Below are 15791 nucleotides of genomic sequence, written 5' to 3'. Positions count from 1 at the left end.
ACTGTAATAAATAATGCAGTATTCACGAAACAGCCATTGTCAAAGAGCAGCTGGGTCAGAAAAGGTGAGTAAAATCGTGGAATTGATTAAGCTAAACCATCCTCATGAATTTGATAAGCATGATTTTCCTGCCATGGTAATGGCATTAGGATATTTTGACGGAGTCCATCTGGGCCATCAGCAAGTGATAAAGGAAGCGAAGAGGGTTGCTGACATAATGGGGCATAAAAGTGCCGTTATGACCTTCGATCCCCATCCGTCTGTTGTTTTGGGGAAAAGCGTGCAGCATATAGAGTACATAACTCCCCTGGATAAAAAGACTGAAGTAATTGAAAGCCTTGGAGTCGATTATTTATTTGTTGTACACTTTTCGCTCGAGTTCTCAAGCCTGCTGCCGCAGGAGTTTATCGATCAATATATTATTGGGCTTAATGTGCGCCATGTAGTCGCTGGATTCGATTATAGCTACGGGAAAATGGGCAAAGGAACGATGGAAACGATTCAGTTCCACTCGAGAAACCAGTTTGAATTCACTGTCGTTTCAAAGCTGGCTACACCCAATGAGGAAAAAATCAGCTCAACATTGATACGTACCCTGCTTAGGGATGGCAGGGTTGAATCTATGCCCGAGCTTCTGGGACGTTTTTATTCAACAAAAGGCGTGGTTGTACATGGCGACAAACGGGGACGTACAATAGGCTTTCCAACTGCCAATGTCCAGATGGACGACCAATACATCCTTCCGCCTACGGGTGTTTATGCTGTGAGGATCCAGATTGGCGAAGTATGGCATGAAGGGGTTTGCAATGTCGGCTATAAACCAACCTTCAATAAGGATAAAAAGGATAAGCCATCTGTAGAAGTCCATATTTTCGATTTCAACCAGGAAATTTATGGGGAATCGGCACAGGTGGAATGGCATGTCCGTTTGCGGAGCGAACGGAAATTTGAAGGCATTGAACACCTAGTTTCACAAATTGAAAAAGATAAGCTGGCTGCACTTGAACACTTTGAAAAAAAACAGGGTTAGACTTGCTTTTTGTCGTAAAAAGATGTATTCTTATTAACGTATCAAAAAAGAACCTTTGCTTGGCAAGTCGAGTCACCGACGCTTGCTCGGTAACAGGGGATTATAAAAATGGAGGTGAACACGGATGGCAATCACAAAAGCACGTAAAAATGAACTTATCAACGAATTCAAGACTCACGAGAGTGATACTGGATCTCCAGAAGTTCAAATCGCTGTCCTTACTGCAGAAATCAACACATTGAACGATCACTTACGCGTTCACAAGAAGGACCACCACTCACGTCGCGGTCTTTTGAAAATGGTAGGTAAGCGTCGTAACCTTTTGACTTACCTTCGTAACAAGGACGTTTCTCGTTACCGCGATTTAATCAACAAGCTTGGTCTACGTAGATAGTCTGTCAAAGCGGGATTCTTCCCGCTTTTTTGTTAGGCAAAAAAAATGAAGATACATATTGGACACATGATATTAAGCGGATCATTTTTGAACATACTATAAAGAAAAGCAAAAAACTCTTCACCGCTTATGATGCATTTATAACATAATAGAGATTCTTATGAATTTGCTGGATAAGCACAATGCCTGGGTAAATACGGTATTGTTCAGTGTTTTTATTCTTCACTTTAAAGGTATAAGGTATTAGACAAGCATGGTGCTGTTTTAAATATTTCCCAGGTTTAAGCCTGGATGGATTCAATGGTAGAGAGGGGCATAAAAAGCATGGAACAAGAAAAACAAAGCTTTTCCTTTGATTGGGCTGGGCGCAAGCTTACAGTCGAAATCGGACAGCTGGCAAAGCAAGCAAATGGTGCAGTGCTGGTCCGTTATGGAGATACAGCAGTTTTAAGCACAGCAACAGCGTCTAAGGAACCGAAAAACCTGGATTTTTTCCCGCTTACAGTTAACTATGAAGAAAGACTGTATGCTGTAGGTAAAATTCCGGGAGGATTTATTAAGCGCGAGGGCCGTCCAAGTGAAAAGGCGATTTTGGCCAGCCGTTTGATCGACCGCCCAATCCGTCCTTTATTTGCGGATGGTTTCCGTAATGATGTACAAGTAATAAGCATTGTCATGAGCGTTGATCAGGATTGCTCTTCAGAAATGGCGGCAATGTTCGGTTCATCTTTGGCTTTATGTGTTTCTGACATTCCTTTTGAAGGGCCAATTGCAGGTGTTACAGTTGGCAGAGTTGATGGGAATTTTATCATTAATCCTACTGTTGAAGAAACAGAAAAAAGCGATATGCACTTAGTTGTCGCTGGTACAATGGATGCCATCAATATGGTTGAAGCTGATGCTAACGAAGTCCCAGAAGAAGTCATACTTGAAGCAATCATGTTTGGTCATGATGAAATTAAGCGTTTAATTGCATTCCAGCAGGAAATTGTAGCTCAGGTTGGTCAAGAGAAGAGAGAAATCACTCTTTATGAAATCGATAAAGAACTTGAAGCTGAAGTTCGCGGAATTTGTGAACAAGATATGCTGTCTGCCATCCAGGTACAAGAGAAGCATGCACGTGAAGACGCAATCAAAGAAGTGAAAAATGCGGTTGTCGCTCGTTATGAAGAGCAGGAAGTCGACGCAGACCAGCTGAAAATGGTTAAACAAATCCTTGATAAAATCGTCAAAGGCGAAGTCCGCCGTTTGATCACTGAAGATAAAGTCCGTCCAGACGGACGTAAATTAGAGGAAATCCGCCCGCTTTCATCCGAAGTGGGATTACTTCCTAGAACTCACGGTTCAGGATTGTTTACAAGAGGACAGACTCAAGCTTTGAGCATTTGTACGCTTGGAGCCATGGGGGATGTGCAAATCCTTGATGGTCTTGGAATCGAAGAAGAAAAACGTTTTATGCACCATTATAACTTTCCGCTATTCTCTGTTGGTGAAACTGGGCCAATTCGTGGACCAGGCCGCCGTGAAATCGGCCACGGAGCTTTAGGTGAAAGGGCTCTTGAGCCTGTTATTCCAAATGAAAAAGATTTCCCTTATACTGTCCGCCTGGTTTCAGAAGTATTGGAATCAAACGGTTCTACTTCACAGGCAAGTATTTGTGCAAGTACATTAGCATTGATGGATGCTGGTGTGCCAATTAAGGCACCAGTTGCAGGTATTGCAATGGGTCTTATTAAATCAGGAGACCATTATTCAATCTTGACTGATATCCAAGGAATGGAAGACCATTTGGGTGATATGGACTTCAAAGTAGCAGGTACTTCAAATGGTGTTACGGCCCTGCAGATGGATATTAAGATTGAAGGCTTATCCCGCCAGATTCTTGAAGAAGCACTGCAGCAGGCAAAAATTGGCCGGATGCAAATCCTTGAGTCTATGCTTGCAACTATCAAAGAACCACGCGAACAGCTTTCAAAATATGCGCCTAAAATCATTTCAATGTGGATTAAGCCTGATAAAATCCGTGATGTTATTGGACCAAGCGGAAAACAGATCAATAAGATCATTGAAGAAACTGGCGTAAAAATTGACATCGAACAAGATGGTACGGTATTTATCGGGTCTGTAGATGAAGAAATGATTCAAAAGGCTAAGAAAATTATTGAAGATATCGTCCGCGAAGTAGAAGTCGGAGAAATGTATCTTGGTAAGGTTCGCCGCATTGAAAAGTTCGGTGCTTTCGTTGAAATCTTCCCAGGAAAAGATGGACTTGTTCACATTTCTGAACTTGCTGAAGAGCGAGTAGGAAAAGTAGAGGATGTCCTGAAACTGGGAGATGAACTCCTTGTTAAGGTAACTGAAATCGATAAGCAGGGCAGAGTGAATCTTTCACGCAAGGCTGTATTAAAGGAACAGCGTGAAAAGGCAGAAAAAGAATAACCAACATCGATGAATGGCCGGGGGAAACCCTGGCCTTTTTCTATATCTAGAATTGCACTTGCGTTCTACCTTGTCCTTTCTTTTCATATCTTTAAGATAGAGCATATTCCCATGATTAATTTTACTTTGCATTCCGCAGACTGAAAACATTTTAAAGTGAGGCTCTGTTAAAGCTGAATGTTGGTTTTCAACGCTGTTGATTGTAGTGGAAGGCGCCGCGTAGACTCCTTCGGGATTTAGCGGGCAGGTGAGACCACGGTAGAAATGGCCCGAAAAGAAGGGGCCATTTTACCCCGCAGAAGCGAAGCGACGAGGAGGCTCACCGCACGCCCTAAGAAACATTTGCTCTTGAAAAAGCCGGCATTTGGGCTTTTTCATAATTTTTCAGAGGAAAGCGAAGCGCCTGGAACGAAAATCAACAGACTTGGTTTCATAAAGCCTAGACTAAATGACAGGTTGGAGGTTTATCTAAACGGAATCGCTTTATAAAGAGGGGGCATGAATATGAAAAAGCTTGCGTTTATTTCTTTATTGATCATTGGTGCATGGATAGCAGTCGATAATCCATATTCCAGTATATATGTGACCAGTCTGAAAACGGAGGCCGTCCCAGTTTCAGGACATGAAAACACACTGATCAAAGAAATAGAGGAAAAGTCTAAGGAATATGAGGTTCCGCCAGCTGATGCAAAAATAGATCCGGTGTGGAAAGCGATTCCTGGTTATAATGGCCTGAAGGTGGACGCAAAGCGATCCTATATGAAAATGAAAAAGGAAGGCAAGTTTGATGCGGATAAACTTGTTTTCACACAGACGCCACCCAAAGTCCACCTAAGTGACCTGCCGCCAACAGCTATATACAAAGGAAATCCCGATAAACCGATGGTAAGCTTTATCATCAATGTAGCCTGGGGGAATGAATATCTCTCAGGAATGCTGGCCACATTGAAAAAACATAATATCTCGGCAAGTTTCTTTTTGGAAGGGCGCTGGGTAAAGAATAATCCGGGGCTGGCTAAAATGATTGCAGAAGCAGGACATGAAATCGGGAACCATTCATTTACGCATCCAGATATGAAGCAGCTGTCTGGACCGAAAATAAATGAAGAAATAAGAAAAACAAACGAGGTCATAGAGGCTGTTACTGGAGTGCAGGCAAAATGGTTTGCGCCGCCAAGCGGTTCATACAAAGATGAAGTTGTCCAGATTGCCGCAGCCCAGCAGCTTGGTACCGTAATGTGGAGTGTGGATACAATCGATTGGCAAAAGCCAACACCTGAGACACTAATCAACAGGGTGATGGGGAAAGTCCATAATGGAGCATTGATTTTGATGCACCCTACAGAATCCACTGCACAATCACTTGAACAATTGATACTTCAAATCAAGGGAAAAGACCTCCAAATTGGGACAGTGTCAGATTTATTGAATGAAAATAGGGTAATATCAAAAAATATGAAAGAATAGCATTGTATTTGGAAAAAGTAAGTTAAATGGACTATACTTATAAAATGCAGTATTTTTAGCAGCAGGTTCCAGAGGAGGAATATAATTGATAAAGAAATATACATGCCAAAATGGTGTAAGAATCGTACTAGAGCAAATTCCGACAGTCCGTTCAGTTGCTATTGGTGTCTGGATTGGTACAGGATCTCGCAATGAAAATCCTGATAATAACGGTATATCTCATTTCCTTGAACATATGTTTTTTAAAGGAACCAAAACCAGGTCTGCAAGGGAGATCGCGGAATCCTTTGACAGCATCGGCGGTCAGGTTAATGCGTTCACATCAAAAGAATATACTTGCTATTATGCAAAGGTTCTTGATAACCATGCGCAATTTGCTTTGGAAGTATTATCAGACATGTTCTTTAATTCTACTTTTGATTCCGATGAGTTAAATAAAGAAAAGAATGTGGTCAATGAAGAAATCAAGATGTACGAAGATACGCCTGACGATATCGTTCATGATTTGCTTAGCAAGGCGATTTACAATGACCATGCACTGGGCTATCCGATTCTAGGAACAGAAGAAACGCTACAGACTTTCACCGGCGATAAATTGAATCAGTATATGCATGAAACCTACACTCCTGAAAATGTTGTCATTTCGATTGCAGGGAATGTTCCAGAAACATTTATAAAAAATGCAGAAGAGTTCTTTGGCTCCTATGAGGCAAGCAAGGATAAGATCCAGCATGTGAAGCCGCAGTTCCACGCAAACCGGGTCTCGCGCAAAAAAGAGACAGAACAGGCACATTTATGCCTCGGTTACGAAGGGCTTCAGATTGGGCATAAGGATGTTTACAGTCTTATTGTGCTGAATAATATTCTTGGGGGAAGCATGAGCTCACGCCTGTTCCAGGATGTACGTGAACAGCGCGGCCTTGCTTATTCCGTTTTTTCTTACCATTCTGCATACCTGGACAGCGGGATTGTCACGATTTATGGTGGAACGGGAGCCAAGCAGCTGGACGTACTTTATGATACAATACAGGAAACACTTTCAACACTGCGGGCCGATGGCATTACTGATAAAGAGCTTAACAATAGCAAGGAACAGTTAAAGGGCAGTTTGATGCTCAGCCTTGAAAGCACTAATAGCCTAATGAGCAGGAACGGTAAGAATGAACTCCTTCTCGGCAGACATCGGTCCCTTGACGAAATCGTCGAACAAATTGATGAGGTTACTAAGGATAGTGTGGATCGGATGGCGAATACCATCTTTACCGACAATTATTCAGTAGCACTGATCAGTCCTGATGGCGAATTGCCTAAATAATATAAACATCCTCAAGCAGCAGCTCATTTATTGAGCTGCTGTTTTTGGTCCATGCTGCAAGAATCAGGGAATGGATTTTATTTGTTCATGTATTCTAAAATCCGGTTGATACCTATACATATATAGTAAGGACAAAGTTGAGGGAGGGTGCAATGAAGCTAAGTGAACTAGGCGGGAAGGAAATCGTTGATGTCAAACGGGCGGAAAGACTTGGAATCCTGGGGCAGACTGATTTGGAAATCAATGAACGGACTGGGCAGATTGAAGCCTTGATCATACCATCGGTAAAATGGTTCGGTCTTCGCAAGCATGGAGGGGAAGTCAGGGTACCCTGGCGCCATATTAAAAAAATTGGGGCAGACATGATCATTATCGATATCCCAGATGAAGAAGAATGAAAGCGGGCTGTTTTTAGCCGGCTTATTTTTTTGCGCCTGAAATTCTTTTGTAATTTAGAGAAATTTGTATCGGGCTATTGGTCAGCCAGTTTAAACGTCCAGGGGGCAAAAAATTTATCTATTGAGTGTAGCCCTTTTCTTTTTATGGAAAACTCACCTATTTCTAGGTGGATACATATGATGTTGAAGTAGTGTAATTGATTGATTTTATATTCCAGGATTAATGGAAAAGAAGGTGATTGTTCTCATGCTGACAGGAATGCAAATCGCGGTTATCGGCGGTGATGCGAGACAGCTGGAGATTATTCGCAAGCTGACAGAGCTTGATGCAAAGCTTTCTTTAATAGGCTTCGAGCAGTTGGATCATGCTTTTACAGGTGCCTCAAAAGAAAAGATAGATGAAGTTGATTTTTCAGTTCAGGATGCTTTGGTTCTGCCTGTACCGGGAACCAGTCTTGAAGGCCAGGTCGAAACGATATTTTCGAACGAAAAAGTAGTGCTAATAAAGGAAATGCTTGAACGGACACCGGCTCATTGTACGATTTACTCAGGCATTAGCAATTCATATTTGACAGGTATCACAACCCAGTCAAACCGCAAGCTTGTACAGTTGTTTGAACGGGATGATGTGGCAATCTACAACTCAATACCTACTGTTGAAGGCACGATCATGATGGCCATCCAGCATACGGATTTTACTATCCATGGCTCAAAGGTCGCTGTACTCGGACTTGGCAGAGTAGGAATGAGTGTTGCAAGGACTTTCCATTCTCTTGGTGCGAAGGTGAAGGTTGGGGCGAGGAAAAGCGAGCATATCGCCCGGATTGTCGAAATGGGCCTTGAAGCTTTCCATCTTTCCGAGCTGGGCAATGCAGTAAGAGATACAGATATTTGCATAAATACTATTCCACATTTAATCGTGAATGCATCTGTGATTTCGAGGATGCCTGCTCACACATTGATTATTGACCTTGCATCAAAACCTGGTGGAACGGATTTTCGCTATGCAGAAAAGCGAGGGATAAAAGCCTTGCTGGCTCCTGGTTTACCAGGCATCGTTGCTCCGAAGACTGCAGGCCAAATTTTAGCAAACGTTCTTTCTCAGCTGCTAATGGAAGACTTCACCAATCGAAAGGAGAAGGAAGCATGAGTTTAAAAGGTAAAAAGATCGGGTTTGGTTTAACTGGTTCCCATTGTACGTACGATGCCGTTTTTCCGGAAATCGAAAAGCTCGTGAATGCAGGGGCAGAAGTATTGCCTGTTGTTACATTCACAGTGCAAAACACAGAAACCCGTTTTGGAAAAGGGGAAGATTGGGTACAGCGGATTGAAGAATTGACTGGCAATAAAGTAATTGATTCCATTGTAAAAGCAGAACCGCTAGGACCAAAAATTCCGCTAGATTGCATGGTAATCGCGCCTTTAACAGGCAATTCAATGAGCAAGTTCGCCAATGCTATGACAGATTCACCGGTGCTTATGGCCGCAAAGGCGACCCTTCGCAACCAGCAGCCAGTCGTCCTCGGGATTTCCACCAATGATGCATTGGGGCTTAATGGAGTTAATCTAATGAGGCTCATGTCTACAAAAAACATATTTTTCATTCCATTCGGCCAGGATGACCCTGTGAAAAAACCAAACTCCATGGTGGCGAGAATGGGAATGCTGTCAGACACCATCATCGCAGCAATGGACGGTAAGCAAATCCAGCCTGTCCTGGTTGAACGCTATAAGGATAGCTAGTGCTGGAAACGCTTTTCTCCGGCAGTGAAGCAAAATGTTTCTTTCTTTAATGATTGAATGTGATAAAATATAGGATAATATACAAGGCGGTTATTTCATATGAACCGCCGTTTTATACTTATATTAATAACAGCCGCATAAAAATGCCGGAATGAAAAGATTATCGTATCGGAAGGGGAAACAGCAATGTCAGAGAGAAAAGGTTACCGTGTAGCAGTAGTAGGAGCAACAGGAGCAGTAGGACAGCAGATGATCAAAACGTTGGAAAATCGCGATTTTCCTGTATCTGAATTGCTTTTGCTTTCATCAGCCAGATCGGCTGGTACAAAAGTTCAATATAAGGGAAATGATATAGTAGTCCAGGAAGCTAAGCCCGAAAGCTTCGAAGGAGTCGATATTGCTCTTTTCAGTGCCGGCGGAAGTGTATCCAAGCAACTTGCTCCCGAAGCAGTCAAGCGAGGTGCAATTGTAGTAGACAATACAAGTGCCTTCAGGATGGAAGAAAATATTCCGTTAGTCGTCCCAGAAGTGAATGAAGCAGATTTACATTCACATAATGGAATCATTGCTAATCCAAATTGCTCAACAATCCAAATGGTTGTTGCACTGGAGCCGTTACGCCAAAAGTTTGGTCTGGAAAAGGTCATCGTTTCTACTTACCAGGCAGTATCGGGTGCAGGAGCGGCCGCTGTCCAGGAGCTTGAAGAGCAAACACAGGCAATCCTGAATGGTGAAGAATATGAAGCGAAAATCCTCCCTGTAAAATCAGGAGAAAAGCATTATCAAATTGCCTTCAATGCCATTCCTCAAATAGATAATTTTGTTGATAATGGCTTCACATATGAAGAAATGAAAATGATCAATGAAACGAAGAAAATCATGCATATGCCTGGGCTGCAAGTAGCGGCAACATGTGTCCGCCTTCCAGTTGGTACAGGGCACTCGGAATCCGTCTATTTCGAGTTGGGGCAAAGCGGTATCAGTGCAGCTGAGGTGAAAGCATTGTTATCAGAGGCTCCTGGAGTTGTGCTACAGGATGATCCTGAGCAGCAATTATATCCAATGCCGGCATTCTGTGTAGGCAAAAATGATGTTTTTGTCGGCAGAGTTAGAAAAGACCTTGATAATGAAAAGGGCTTCCACATGTGGATAGTTTCCGATAACCTATTAAAAGGTGCTGCCTGGAACTCGGTCCAGATAGCTGAAAGCCTGGTTAAGCTTGGTTTGGTAAAATAATAAGTCTAAACTGAATAAAAGACAGACTCTGAGGTGTTACGATGAAAATAATCGTTCAAAAATTTGGCGGCACTTCCGTGCGTGATGAAGAAAGCCGGAGTCACGCGCTGAGCCATATTAAAAAGGCGATTTCAGAAGGATACAAGGCGGTTGTTGTCGTATCGGCTATGGGAAGGAAAGGCGACCCTTATGCAACAGATACGCTGTTAGGCCTAATCGGCGCCAGCAACAGCCTGATCAGCAAGCGGGAACATGACCTCCTGCTTTCCTGCGGGGAAACAATTTCAAGTGTCGTTTTTGCGAGCATGCTGCTTGATAATGGCATCAATGCTACTGCGCTTACAGGTGCACAGGCAGGGTTCCGCACTAACAGCGAGCATACTAATGCGAGAATCCTCGATATGAAATGCGATCGATTGCTCCGTGAGCTGGAGCAGGTAGATGCAGTTGTGGTTGCAGGTTTCCAGGGTGCTGCGAAAAATGGGGATATCACCACGATTGGAAGAGGCGGCAGTGATACATCTGCTGCAGCACTGGGGGCAGCCCTGAATGCGGAATGGATCGATATTTTTACTGATGTTGAAGGGATCATGACAGCAGACCCGCGGATTGCCGAAAATGCCAGGCCGCTGTCAGTCGTCACCTATACTGAGGTATGCAACATGGCTTACCAGGGTGCCAAGGTCATCCATCCGCGGGCTGTGGAAATCGCCATGCAGGCAAAGGTGCCGATCAGAATCCGGTCAACTTATTCAGAAAGCCCGGGGACACTGGTAACTTCGCTGAACAGGGAAAACAGAGGGACAGATATCAAGGAACGGCCTGTGACTGGTATCGCTCATGTCTCCAATGTCAGCCAGATTAAGGTATTTGCCAAAAAGGATCAATACAATCTGCAGTCCGAGGTTTTCAAAGCAATGGCAAACGAAAACATCAGTGTGGATTTTATCAATATTTCACCCAATGGCGTTGTCTATACAGTTTCAGATGATACGACAAACAGAGCCGTTAAGGTGCTCGAGGAATTGGGCCATATACCCCAGATCGAAAGGAACTGTGCCAAGGTATCGGTAGTAGGAGCCGGCATGGCAGGAGTTCCGGGAGTCACCTCCAAGATTGTTACTGCCTTGTCTGAAAAAGGTATACGCATTCTGCAATCTGCTGATAGCCATACAACGATCTGGGTTCTGGTAAAACAGGATGATTTGAGCAAGGCTGTGAATGCTTTGCATGATGCCTTCAAGCTTGATGTTGAAAAAGCTGAATTCGAAAGGCAGGACCTATAAATAGAGAGCATTGCTTCAGCTGTTGACTTAGCCGGAGCCAGAAAGAAGAGGAGTGAACAAAATGGTTCAATTCGGAAGAATATCTACAGCAATGGTTACCCCTTTCGACCATAAGGGCCACATTGATTTCGCAAAGACGACACAGCTAATAAACCATTTAATCGATAATGGGACGGATTCTCTTGTTGTAGCAGGTACAACTGGGGAATCCCCTACTTTGACAAAGGAAGAGAAAATCGCCTTATTCCAGCATGTTGTGAAGGTTGTTGACAAGCGCATTCCAGTCATTGCTGGGACAGGAAGCAATAACACATACGCTACGGTTGAACTTACGAAAAAAGCGGAACAGCTTGGCGTGGATGCAATAATGATCGTAGCTCCATATTACAATAAGCCAAATCAGGAAGGTCTTTATCAGCATTTCAAGGCCGCTGCAGAAGCGACATCACTCCCAGTGATGGTGTACAACATCCCAGGCAGATCTGTTGTCAACATCCTTCCTGAAACGGTAATCAGGCTGGCTGAAATCCCGAATATCATAGCGGTTAAGGAAGCTAGCGGAGATTTAAATGCAATGACTAAGATCATTGCGAATACTCCTGATGATTTCCTTTTATACAGCGGGGATGATGGCCTGACCCTCCCTGTTTTGGCGATTGGCGGAGCGGGTATCGTATCCGTCGCTTCACATGTCATCGGTAACGAAATGCAGGCAATGGTTGAAGCATTCTTCAGCGGCCGAAATGAAGACGCAGCAAAGCTGCACCAGCAGCTGCTTCCAATCATGCAGGGTCTTTTCATGGCTCCAAGTCCGGGTCCTGTCAAGACTGCATTACAGCTGAAAGGCCTTGATGTCGGATCTGTCCGCCTGCCGATGGTGCCTCTAACAGAACAGGAAAGAAATGCTGTCGTGAATTTATTTAAATAAATCCGGAAATTGGTCAGCCTAATAGGCTGGCCAATTTTTTTGTTCTAGTAATATCCTGATCAATTGACGGCAGAGAATAAAGTTGTCAAGAATTTCGCCCATCAAGTATAATAACTTTAATTGGTCAGGGTCGGCCCATATCAACTTAGGAGGAGCGTAAATTGGAAACGAGAAAGAATGAGAATATAAAAATCATCGCGCTTGGTGGCGTAGGGGAACTCGGAAAGAACATGTACGTAACTGAAGTGGATGATGATATTTTTGTTGTGGATGCGGGGCTGATGTTCCCCGAGGATGAAATGCTCGGAATTGATATTGTTATTCCCGATTTTACATATTTGACAGACAACAGTGAGAGAGTTAAAGCGATTTTCCTTACTCATGGACATGAGGATCATATTGGGGCTTTGTCATATATATTGCGAAAGCTTGATGCTCCTGTTTATGGCACCAGACTGACACTGGCTCTTGCGAAGGAAAAGATGAGGGAGCAGGAATATTTCGGCCCCGCAGACTTCAAAGAAATCAATTCTGAATCTATTATTGATTTTGGAACAGTCACAGTTTCTTTTTTCAGGACCAATCATAGTATTCCCGATTCCGTGGGCGTCAGCATCAACACCTCTGAGGGTGCGATTGTCCATACTGGTGATTTTAAATTCGATCAGGCAGCTCCGGAATTATACAAGCCGCAAATAGGAAAAATGGCATCTATCGGTGAAAAAGGAGTATTATGCCTGCTTTCCGATAGTACTGAAGCTGAAAAACCAGGATATACACCTTCTGAAGCCACCGTTTTGGCTGAATTGTCTTCTGTTTTTTATAATGCGGGCGGCAGGATCATTGCAGCTTGCTTTGCATCTGATATTAACAGGATCCAGCATCTGTTTGACAGTGCTGTGGAGAATGGCCGTAAGGTGGCTGTGGTAGGAAAGAGCCTCAAACGAGTCTATGATATCACCTTGGAATTAGGTTACTTAAGTGTTGCCGAAGATCTGATCATCCCAATTGCTGATATAAAAAACTACCCTGATGACGAAATTGTCATACTGACTACAGGCACCCAGGGTGAGCCAATTGAAGCACTGCAGAAGATGGCAAGGCAAGCCCATCCACAGGTAAACATCCAGAAGGGGGATACAGTTCTGATTGCAGCTTCGCCGCTTAAGGGGAGCGAGGTTTTTATTTATAAAACAATCGACATGCTCTATCGTGCAGGTGCAGCAGTCGTGACAGGAAAGAAAAGTGTTCAGGTTTCGAGCCATGGCAGCCAGGAAGAATTAAAATTCATGATCAATTTAATGAATCCCAAGTTTTTCATTCCGGTACATGGGGAATATAAAATGCTTAAAGCACACAAAAAAGTCGCTTTATCCTGTGGTATACCAGAAGCCAACATTTATATCCCTGACCGGGGTGATGTTATCGAAATATCCGGCGGGAAAATGCGCACTGCTGAGCGTGTAGCCGCAGGCAACACTTTAATCGATGGTATTGGAGTTGGCGATGTTGGCAATATTGTCCTCCGTGACCGCAGATTGTTATCGCAGGATGGAGTCCTTATTGTCGTCGTTACCCTTAATAAAGCTGAACGTAAAATTGCCGCAGGACCAGAAATCATTTCAAGAGGATTTGTATATGTCCGTGAATCAGAAAAGCTTATGGCCGATTCTTCTGCACTGGTAAGAGAAATTGTAGAGAAGAATATTTCAAAGGAAGCATTTGATTGGACAAGCATGAAGCAGGAAATAAGGGATTCATTGAACCAGTATCTATTTGATAAAACAAAACGGCGGCCAATGCTAATGCCAATTATTATGGAGGTGAAAAATAAAGCTTATTAAGACTATTCAGGCATGGCCATTTCGTGCTGGATGGCTCTAATGAGGCATATTATTAAGACCATTGAGAGGCGGAATCCTGCCTTGGATGGCTCTAATGAAGCTTATTAAGACCATTGAGCTGCGGAAATCCAGCGAGGATGGTTCTAATAAAGCTTATTAAGACCATCTAGATGTGGAATTCAGGCAAGAGATGGCTCTAATGCAGCTTATTATGACCATCGAGAAGCGGAATTGAAGCAAGGATAGCATTAATAATGATTTTTAAGACCATTAAGATACTGTATTCTGCCAAAGATGTTCTAATTGATCTTAAGTATCATGCGGATACTTCCATTGCGCTTGGATGTTCCTAATATTGACCTCATTTATATTGCATTCATTTATACTGTAAACACACTCGATGAAAATTGAGATTGTTTACAGTTTTTTTATGGAAAATGGGATACTAGGCTTGAATTTTAGTTCCATACGCTTTTTGCAGTGCACTGTTGGAGAGCAAACGCAGCAAAGAACTTCATAAACCCCCTGCACTATGGAGAACTCTACTCTCTCTGCAAAGGTATATAAATAACTACCCAGCGAACTGCAAACCGTCTCTTTAACAGCGAATTATCCATATTGGCAAGCCATCATCCATACTGCTCCGAATGAAAACAGTGATGATGTTTATACTAACATTATCATGCCTGAAGGGAGAAATAATGGATGACGAATGAAATGAATAACGTTAATTCAGACAATGCCGATAGCCAGGAAGGACAAAAAGAAGATAAGCCATCAGGCCTTCTGGAAAAAATACAGCAGCTTGGCCAGACAAATGTACCTCAGCTTTCCCAGGATTCAAAAATTCATTGCCTGACGATTGTTGGTCAGATTGAAGGGCATATGCAGCTGCCGCCGCATAATAAAACAACAAAATATGAACATTTGATTCCGCAGATTGTCGCGATCGAACAGAATCCTAATATTGAAGGGCTTTTGGTGATTTTAAATACGGTAGGAGGGGATGTGGAGGCAGGCTTGGCAATTTCCGAGATGCTTGCTTCCCTATCAAAGCCGACCGTTTCACTGGTTCTTGGGGGAGGGCATTCGATTGGAGTACCGATTGCTGTTTCATGCGATTATTCCTATATTGCTGAAACTGCCACGATGACAATCCATCCAATCCGTTTGACAGGCCTGGTGATCGGGGTGCCGCAAACCTTTGAATACCTGGACAAAATGCAGGAGCGTGTAATCAATTTTGTTACGAAACACTCGAACATTACAGAGGAAACCTTCAAGGAACTTATGTTCGCAAAGGGGAATCTTACAAGGGATATCGGTACCAATGTAATTGGAACAGATGCTGTTGAAACAGGCTTGATCCAAGAGGTAGGCGGAGTTGGCCAAGCGATGAAGAAACTCAATGAATTGATTGATTTGAACAAACAAAAGAATGAAGTGATCGTCCAATGATTCTATACACAATGATGCCATATGAACAGGTGTTCCCGCCGGCTGAAGTGTCAGCACATCAGCCAATTATGGTGAATTATAACGGTATACCGATCATGGCAGAGTGGACGGAAAATCACGAGTACAGAATTGTCAGGGTAATGAGTACCGATCCGAGCCATTATTTGAATTCCGAATGTATGCCTGGAGCGATAATTTCGCCCCAACAATAATAAAGGATTGTCCCAGTTAAACTGGCAATTATGATATAATA

At 43.2% G+C, this 15791-nt stretch carries 14 protein-coding genes; all 14 read left to right on the top strand.

Annotated features, from left to right (window positions below; translation table 11 throughout):
- Nucleotides 1–76: 76 nt before the first annotated feature.
- The 14 genes from ribF (at nucleotide 77) to AC3EBE_RS00475 (ending at nucleotide 15750) form a co-directional block, all read left to right on the top strand.
- Entirely contained in the window at nucleotides 77–1030 is a 954-nt protein-coding gene (ribF, locus tag AC3EBE_RS00540) for a bifunctional riboflavin kinase/FAD synthetase (protein WP_488593084.1), read from the top strand.
- A gap of 124 nt (nucleotides 1031–1154) precedes the next feature.
- Complete coding sequence (gene rpsO, locus AC3EBE_RS00535; RefSeq protein ID WP_488593083.1) at nucleotides 1155–1424, top strand: 30S ribosomal protein S15; 270 nt, start codon at nucleotides 1155–1157, stop codon at nucleotides 1422–1424.
- Between the two features lie 324 nt (nucleotides 1425–1748).
- Complete coding sequence (gene pnp, locus AC3EBE_RS00530) at nucleotides 1749–3863, top strand: polyribonucleotide nucleotidyltransferase (RefSeq protein WP_488593082.1); 2115 nt, start codon at nucleotides 1749–1751, stop codon at nucleotides 3861–3863.
- A 504-nt stretch (nucleotides 3864–4367) separates the two neighbouring features.
- Nucleotides 4368–5330, top strand: coding sequence for a polysaccharide deacetylase family protein (locus tag AC3EBE_RS00525; RefSeq protein ID WP_488593081.1), 963 nt, complete (start codon nucleotides 4368–4370; stop codon nucleotides 5328–5330).
- An 85-nt stretch (nucleotides 5331–5415) separates the two neighbouring features.
- On the top strand, nucleotides 5416–6645 hold the full coding sequence (locus AC3EBE_RS00520) for a M16 family metallopeptidase (protein WP_488593080.1): 1230 nt from the start codon (nucleotides 5416–5418) through the stop codon (nucleotides 6643–6645).
- 152 nt (nucleotides 6646–6797) lie between these two features.
- Nucleotides 6798–7043 carry a YlmC/YmxH family sporulation protein gene (locus AC3EBE_RS00515; protein ID WP_488593079.1) on the top strand — a complete coding sequence of 82 codons (246 nt, stop codon included), beginning with the start codon at nucleotides 6798–6800 and terminating at the stop codon, nucleotides 7041–7043.
- A 247-nt stretch (nucleotides 7044–7290) separates the two neighbouring features.
- Entirely contained in the window at nucleotides 7291–8193 is a 903-nt protein-coding gene (gene dpaA, locus AC3EBE_RS00510; RefSeq protein ID WP_488593078.1) for a dipicolinic acid synthetase subunit A, read from the top strand.
- The gene (gene dpaB / locus AC3EBE_RS00505; RefSeq protein ID WP_488593077.1) at nucleotides 8190–8786 is read left to right on the top strand and encodes a dipicolinate synthase subunit B; all 597 of its coding nucleotides are present in this window, start codon (nucleotides 8190–8192) and stop codon (nucleotides 8784–8786) included. The genes dpaA and dpaB overlap by 4 nt, the downstream gene beginning before the upstream one ends.
- 186 nt (nucleotides 8787–8972) lie before the next feature.
- Entirely contained in the window at nucleotides 8973–10022 is a 1050-nt protein-coding gene (gene asd, locus AC3EBE_RS00500; protein ID WP_488593076.1) for an aspartate-semialdehyde dehydrogenase, read from the top strand.
- 41 nt (nucleotides 10023–10063) lie between these two features.
- Nucleotides 10064–11308: an aspartate kinase gene (gene dapG, locus AC3EBE_RS00495; protein WP_488593075.1), complete on the top strand. Its 1245-nt coding sequence runs from the start codon at nucleotides 10064–10066 to the stop codon at nucleotides 11306–11308.
- Between the two features lie 61 nt (nucleotides 11309–11369).
- On the top strand, nucleotides 11370–12236 hold the full coding sequence (gene dapA, locus AC3EBE_RS00490; RefSeq protein WP_488593074.1) for a 4-hydroxy-tetrahydrodipicolinate synthase: 867 nt from the start codon (nucleotides 11370–11372) through the stop codon (nucleotides 12234–12236).
- 161 nt (nucleotides 12237–12397) lie between these two features.
- Nucleotides 12398–14080, top strand: a complete 1683-nt coding sequence (locus AC3EBE_RS00485) for a ribonuclease J (RefSeq protein WP_488593073.1) — start codon at nucleotides 12398–12400, stop codon at nucleotides 14078–14080.
- A 705-nt stretch (nucleotides 14081–14785) separates the two neighbouring features.
- Nucleotides 14786–15538, top strand: a complete 753-nt coding sequence (locus AC3EBE_RS00480) for a ClpP family protease (protein WP_488593072.1) — start codon at nucleotides 14786–14788, stop codon at nucleotides 15536–15538.
- On the top strand, nucleotides 15535–15750 hold the full coding sequence (locus tag AC3EBE_RS00475) for a YlzJ-like family protein (protein WP_488593071.1): 216 nt from the start codon (nucleotides 15535–15537) through the stop codon (nucleotides 15748–15750). Before AC3EBE_RS00480 ends, AC3EBE_RS00475 begins: the two co-directional genes overlap by 4 nt.
- Nucleotides 15751–15791: the final 41 nt, after the last annotated feature.

The sequence above is a fragment of the Mesobacillus sp. genome, from assembly GCF_057785455.1.
Note: the sequence above shows the minus strand (reverse complement) of the source record. Positions and strands in the feature narration are given on the sequence as shown.